We start from the raw sequence: 5,811 nt of genomic DNA on the forward strand, positions 1-5,811 counted from the left end.
GAGCCTGGTCGACGTCGCCGACGTCCAGGCCACAGGCCTCGCTGATCCGCACCCCGGTGCCGTAGAGCAGTTCGAGCAGCAGCCGGTCGCGCAGCAGCACGGCCTCGGGTCCGTCGTTCCCGCCCCCGGCCGGTGCCTGGCGCGCCGTGGCGGCGTCCCCGCTTCCGGACAGCCTCGCGTCGTCCGCGTCGGCCGGCGTCCGTGACCGGCCTCCGTCCGGGGCGTCCATCAGCGCGGCGGCCTGGTCGGCGCGCAGGACCGTGGGCAGCTCCCGGTGTGCCTTGGGACTGGCCAGCGGTGCCGCCACGTCGCCGGCGAGCAGGCCGGCCCGGTGCGCCCAGGCGCTGAACGTACGGGCGGCGGCGGCCCGCCGGGCGAGGGACGTCCGGGCCGCGCCCACGGTCCGTTGCTTCGCCAGCCAGCTCCGCAGCACGGTCAGGTCCAGCTCCGACAGGTCGGCGCAGCCCATCCGCACCGCGTGGTCGAGCAGCGAGACGACGTCCGTCACGTACGCCCGCACGGTGTGCGCGGACCGGTTGCGTACCTGGGCCAGGTGGTCGGCGAAATCGTCCACGGCCTCCCGCATCGGCGTGGGCAGCGCCTCGTGGGCCGCCCGCGTGCCGCGTCGCTGGTCAGTCACCGGGAACACCCGGCCGGCGCGTGGGTGCCACGGGTGTCCGGCGCGCGCTCCGACGCGGTGCGGTGGGTGCCACGAGTGTCCGGCGCGCGCTCCGGCGCGGTGCGGTGGGGGCGGTCGGGGAACACCGCTTCAGCCTACGGACGTGTGTGGGCGGCGGCCGGCCGCCGCTCCGGGCTGGAGGCTGGTGGAAGGGTCGCCGGGCGTCCGTCCCGGCCGGCCTGAGTGACGGGTTGGGCGCGGCACGCCGTTCGGGGTGGCTGACCCGGCCCTGGACAGGGGAAACTGTTGCTACGAAGAGGACGGTGGCAACGTCCCCGGGTCCGCCGACGGCGACCCTTCGGTGTTGCCGAACGGTGCCGACACCCCGCCTCGCGGCGGGCGGCCGGGCGCTACGGCGTACCGGCCTGGTGGCGGCGCGGAAGGGTGATTCGCGAAACGGATCGGAACGGGCGTCCCCGGGACGGCGACGCCGGTGGGAGGAGGGACCGAGCGTGGGGGTGGATGCCGTCCTCTACCGGCAGGTGCGGGCCGGGCCGGCTCGCCGCCGGCCGTCGTACGTCTCCACCGAGGTGGTGGCGGACCCGCACGACGTCCTGCTGGATCTGCTCGAGCGGGTGCGGGGCGGGGGGCGTACGCCGCTGCTGGACCGGGTCGATCCGCTCGGTGAGCTGGTGGTGGACGCCGAGTCGATTCCGCAACTGCTCGCCGAGCTGCCCTGCCTGGCGGAGGTGGCCCGGGCGCCGGCGGAGGTCGACCAGATCCGTCGGCTGGCCCTCCTCGCCCGGCGCTGCCTGAGCAGCCGCGACGCCGAGATCCGGTTCGAGGGTGACTGACCGGCAGCGCAGACGCGGCAGGCTCGGGCCGACTGACCAACAGCGTAGGCCCGGCAGGCTCGGGGCGACTGAGCGACAGCGCAGGGCCGGCCGGCTCGGGAGCGGCTGACCGACAGGGCAGGGCCCGGCAGGTCAGCCCGGCGCAGCCGCCGACTGGTTCGGACCGGCATCCGTCGGTGCCCGGCCGGCCCCGGTCTCGCGCTTGGGCGGCGGCGCGAGGGCGTAGCCCTCGTCGCGGCGTACCACCATGGCCAGCTCCTCCAACATGGAGAGCTTGCGCATCGCCGTGCGGAGGTCGACCCCGGCGCGCGCCGCGACGCGCTCCAGGCCGACCGCCTTCCGCCGGGGCAGCGCCTCCAGCACCTGGACCGCCTCGTCGTCGAGCCGGTCCCGCGCGCGTTCGGGCGCGCGGGCGGGTGCCGCCAGGTCGTACCCGATCCGCCCCACCTCCTCCAGCACGTGGGCGGTGCCGGTCACCAGCCGCGCCTTGTGCTGCTCGCGGAGCGCCTCGTGCGCGCCCACCGACATGGCCGAGGTGACCGGCCCCGGCACCACCATTCCCGGCCGGCCCACGCCGAGCGCCCGGTTCAGGGTCTGGGTCGCGCCGCTGCGGGCCGCCGCCTCCACCAGCACCGTGCCCCCGGTCGCCGCCGCGATGACCCGGTTGCGGATGAGGAACCGGGGCCGCAGCGGCTCCGCACCGGGCATCCACTCGCTCACCAGCAGGCCCGTCTCGGCGATCCGGTCGAACAGCGCGGCGTTGCCCATCGGGTACGGGCGGTCCAGCCCGCAGGCCAGCACCGCGACCGTGAGCCCGCCGGCGGTCAGCGCGCCCCGGTGCGCCGCGGAGTCGATGCCGAACGCCCCGCCGGAGACCACCGTCCAGTCCCGGTCGGCCAGCCCGTAGCCCAGCTCGGTGGCGACGTGCGTGCCGTACGGGGTTGCCGCCCGGGCGCCGACCACGGCGACCGACCGCTCCAGCGCCTCGCCCAGCGGCCACGCCCCGCGTACGAAGAAGCAGAGCGGCGGGGCGGTCTCCAGGTCGACCCGGCGGCCGGCCCCCGACAACAGCAGCCCGCGCAGGTCCGCCACCCGGGCCGGCCATTCCTCGTCCTCGGGGGTGACCACCCGCGCGCCGAGCCGTTCGGTACGGGCCAGCGCCCGCTCCGCCACCGCCCGCGCCTCGCCGACGGCGGAGCGGGCGGCCACCGCCGACCGGAGTGCCCGGTCCGGCGCGCCGCCGTCCAGCAGCAGGTCGAGCGCGGCGACCGGGCCGTGCTGGTCGACGAGCCGGTGCACCGACCAGGTGCCGGGCTCGGCGAGCCAGGTCAGCGCCACCCGCGCCAGCAGGCGGTCCGCGGTGCCGGTCATGCGCCCTCTCCCGTCCTCAGCTGGATGGCCTCCGCGATGTCCCCGCCGTCGGGACGGTCCCGCCCGTCCAGGTCCGCGATGGTCCAGGCGAGCCGGATGACCCGGTCGAAGCCGCGGGCCGACAGCGAACCGGTGTCGAGCCTCTTCCGCAGTTCCCGGGTGTCCCGCCCCGACAGCCGCCACGGCGGTTGGCGCAGGTACGGGCCGGGGATCTCGGCGTTCAGCCGGCGACCGGTCGACGCCCACCGGTCGGCGGCGGCCCGTCGCGCCGCGGCGACCCGGGCCGCGACCGTCGCGGACGACTCGCGGGGCGTGCCGGTCTGCAACAGCTCCGCGGCGCGGACCGGGGGCAGCCGCACCTGCACGTCGACCCGGTCGAGCAGTGGACCGGAGAGCCGGCCCAGGTAGCGCCGCCGGGCCAGCGGGGTGCACTCGCAGTCGATGTCGCCGGACGGCTTCGCGCAGGGACACGGGTTCGCGGCCAGCACCAGTTGGGTACGGGCCGGATATTCGGTGGAGCCCTGCGTCCGGGCGACCTGGACCCGGCCGTTCTCCAACGGCTGGCGCAACGCCTCCAGCGCCCCCTTGCTGAACTCGGCCGCCTCGTCGAGGAAGAGCACGCCCCGGTGGGCCAGCGACACCGCCCCGGGACGGGCGAGCCCGGACCCGCCGCCCACCAGCGCCGGCACCGTGGCGGTGTGGTGCGGCGCCTGGAACGGGGGCCGGCGGAGCAGCCGGCCACCGGGCGGCAGCAGGCCGGCGATCGAGTGCAGGGCGGTGACCTCCAGGGCGGCGTCGTCGTCGAGCTCCGGCAGGACGGACGGCAGCCGCTCGGCGAGCATGGTCTTGCCCGCGCCCGGCGGGCCGAGCAGCGCCAGGTGGTGCCCGCCGGCCGCCGCCACCTCCAACGCCCGGCGGCCGAGTCGCTGCCCGGCCACGTCGGCGAGATCCGGCCCACCGGTGACGGGGGTGGGCGGGTCGGCCGGTGGGGCCAGCAGCGGCGTGCCGTCCCGGACGAAGGCGACGAGCCGGTGCAGGGTGTCGACGGCGCGTACGCGGACGCCGGGGATCACCGCCGCCTCGGCGGCGTTGCCGGCCGGGACCACCACCTGGGGGAACCCGGCGCGGGCCGCGGCGGCGACCATCGGCAGCACGCCCCGCACCGGGCGGACCGTGCCGTCGAGGCCCAACTCGCCGAGGACCACCGTGGCCTCGAGCGGCACCAGCGGCAGCTCGCCCGAGCCGCCGAGCACCGCCACGGCGATGGCCAGGTCGAAGGCGGAACCGTATTTCGGGAGGGTGGCCGGGAGCAGGTTGAGGGTGATCCGGCGGTTCGGCCACTTCTGGCCGGAGTTGACGATGGCCGCGCGGACCCGGTCCCGGGCCTCGTGCAGCGCGGTGTCGGGCAGGCCGGAGATCACCACGCCGGGCAGCCCGGGGGCCAGGTCCGCCTCGACCTCCACCACGTGCCCGGCCATGCCGACCAGGCCCACGCAGAGCACCTTCGCGTAGCTCATGTCAGAAGGCGCCCCTCAGGTGTTCGACCCGGGCCGGCCCGGCGACCGGGAGCCGGACCGCGAGGACGTCGAAGCGGACCTCCTCGGCGGTCGTGCCCGTCGCGGCGAGCCAGCGCGCGGCAAGCCCGCGCAGCCGGCGGGCCTTGGCCCGCACCACCGCCTCGGCCGGGCTGCCGAACTCCTCCGTCCGCCGGGTCTTCACCTCGCAGAAGGCGAGCACCGGCCCGTCCCAGGCGATGATGTCGATCTCCCCCTCGGGGCACCGCCAGTTCCGGGCGACCGGGTGCAGCCCCGCCTCGATCAGGTGCCGGACCGCGCACCGCTCGCCGTACGCCCCGACGGCCTGGTTCCGCTTCGTCATGCCGGCCAGCGTGCGGCGGTCGGGCCGGCCGTGGGCCCCGGGCGGGGCGCCCTGTGGACGACGGGCTGCCCTGTGGACGGGCGGACGATCATGCGCGCGCTGTGCTAGCACCCGGCCGGCCGGTCACGGGTCGTGTGCCCGTGACGACCCCTCGATGCGGCGATGACCAGCGGCGGCGGCCGGGGTGCCCGGATGGCGCGCGTGGTGGCGGTCGCATACCGTGCCGGTCGTGGACGGACGACGGAGCTTTCCCGAGGATCAGCAGGGGTCGCACTGGGGCGACGGCGGATACGAGCCGGACTGGCGGGCCGCCGGCGAACCGCGCTACCGCGACGACGACTTCCGCGCCCCGGAGCAGCGCACCGGCGAGAACCGGTACGGCGACCCGGGCCGGTTCGGGACCGCCGACCCGCTGAGCGACGACACGGGCGGGTGGCGGTCGCGCCGGGCCGAGGACCCGGTGGAGACCTCCGGCGAGTTGCCGGGGGAGCGCGGCGGCCGGCGGGCGGCCCGCGAGTCCGCCGACCCGCTCGGCGCGGACCGCGCCGCCGCCGACCCGCTGCGTCCCGGCCCGCTGGGCGGCTACCCGGTCGTGGAGACGGGCCGTCCGGTCGAGCCGACCCACGCCGGCCCGACGCCGACCCATGCCGGCCCGACGCCGATCGGCGCGGGGGACCGGCCGGGCCCCGGTGCGGCGACCCCGCTGATCGTCGGGGAGCGCCCGGGTGGCCCCGCGCCGGAGGTGGCGGCCGGGCCGGTCCCGCACCCGCTGGAGATGCCGACCGGCCCGATGCCGTCGGTCGCGCCCCGGCTGGACGGTCCGCCGCCCGGCGACGGCGTCTACCGGACCCGGCGTCCGGCGCTCGCCGTGCTGCTGGCGGTGATGGTGCTGGTCCTGGAGATCCCCGCGCTGCGGGTGCTGCTGCGGGGCGTGGTCCGCGACCCGGTCTCCACCTCGCACGTCGTGGTGGGCACCTTCCTGGTGGTCGGGCTGCCGATCTTCGGCACCGGCCTGTACGGGCTGCGCACCGGAGGGCTGGCGCTCGCCGACGGCAGCCGCGGCTGGCTCCGCCCGCCGACCGCCTACCT

Annotated in this window: 6 protein-coding genes; 2 read left to right on the forward strand and 4 right to left on the reverse strand. The window is 77.4% G+C overall.

Going from position 1 to position 5,811, the window contains the following annotated elements:
- Positions 1-586: site-specific integrase (locus ACW0Q9_RS28585; protein WP_456186564.1), on the reverse strand; the 586-nt coding region annotated here is incomplete at its 3' end.
- Positions 587-1,131: 545 nt separating this feature from the next.
- Between ACW0Q9_RS28585 and ACW0Q9_RS28590 the strand changes: the two genes are divergently transcribed.
- Positions 1,132-1,473, forward strand: coding sequence for a hypothetical protein (locus ACW0Q9_RS28590; RefSeq protein WP_456186554.1), 342 nt, complete (start codon positions 1,132-1,134; stop codon positions 1,471-1,473).
- Positions 1,474-1,605: 132 nt separating this feature from the next.
- Here ACW0Q9_RS28590 and ACW0Q9_RS28595 read toward each other — a convergent pair whose 3' ends face one another.
- From ACW0Q9_RS28595 to ACW0Q9_RS28605, 3 genes are read right to left on the reverse strand one after another with little or no spacing between them, the layout of a single operon-like run.
- Positions 1,606-2,844: a DNA-processing protein DprA gene (locus ACW0Q9_RS28595; protein ID WP_456186556.1), complete on the reverse strand. Its 1,239-nt coding sequence runs from the start codon at positions 2,842-2,844 to the stop codon at positions 1,606-1,608.
- The gene (locus ACW0Q9_RS28600; RefSeq protein WP_456186558.1) at positions 2,841-4,361 is read right to left on the reverse strand and encodes a YifB family Mg chelatase-like AAA ATPase; all 1,521 of its coding nucleotides are present in this window, start codon (positions 4,359-4,361) and stop codon (positions 2,841-2,843) included. Before ACW0Q9_RS28600 ends, ACW0Q9_RS28595 begins: the two co-directional genes overlap by 4 nt.
- A gap of 1 nt (position 4,362) precedes the next feature.
- Complete coding sequence (locus ACW0Q9_RS28605; protein ID WP_456186560.1) at positions 4,363-4,722, reverse strand: YraN family protein; 360 nt, start codon at positions 4,720-4,722, stop codon at positions 4,363-4,365.
- 220 nt (positions 4,723-4,942) lie between these two features.
- On the opposite strand from ACW0Q9_RS28605, the gene ACW0Q9_RS28610 reads away from it, so the two are divergent.
- The coding region (locus ACW0Q9_RS28610; RefSeq protein WP_456186562.1) for a hypothetical protein at positions 4,943-5,811 on the forward strand (869 nt) is incomplete at its 3' end.

The sequence above is a fragment of the Micromonospora sp. I033 genome (genome assembly GCF_053890995.1).

Excerpts from the sequence above, each read along its gene's own strand:
- ACW0Q9_RS28605 (WP_456186560.1), bottom strand. The coding sequence starts at position 4,722 with ATGACGAAGCGGAACCAGGCCGTCGGGGCGTACGGCGAGCGGTGCGCG.
- ACW0Q9_RS28595 (WP_456186556.1), bottom strand. The coding sequence starts at position 2,844 with ATGACCGGCACCGCGGACCGCCTGCTGGCGCGGGTGGCGCTGACCTGG.
- ACW0Q9_RS28600 (WP_456186558.1), bottom strand. The coding sequence starts at position 4,361 with ATGAGCTACGCGAAGGTGCTCTGCGTGGGCCTGGTCGGCATGGCCGGG.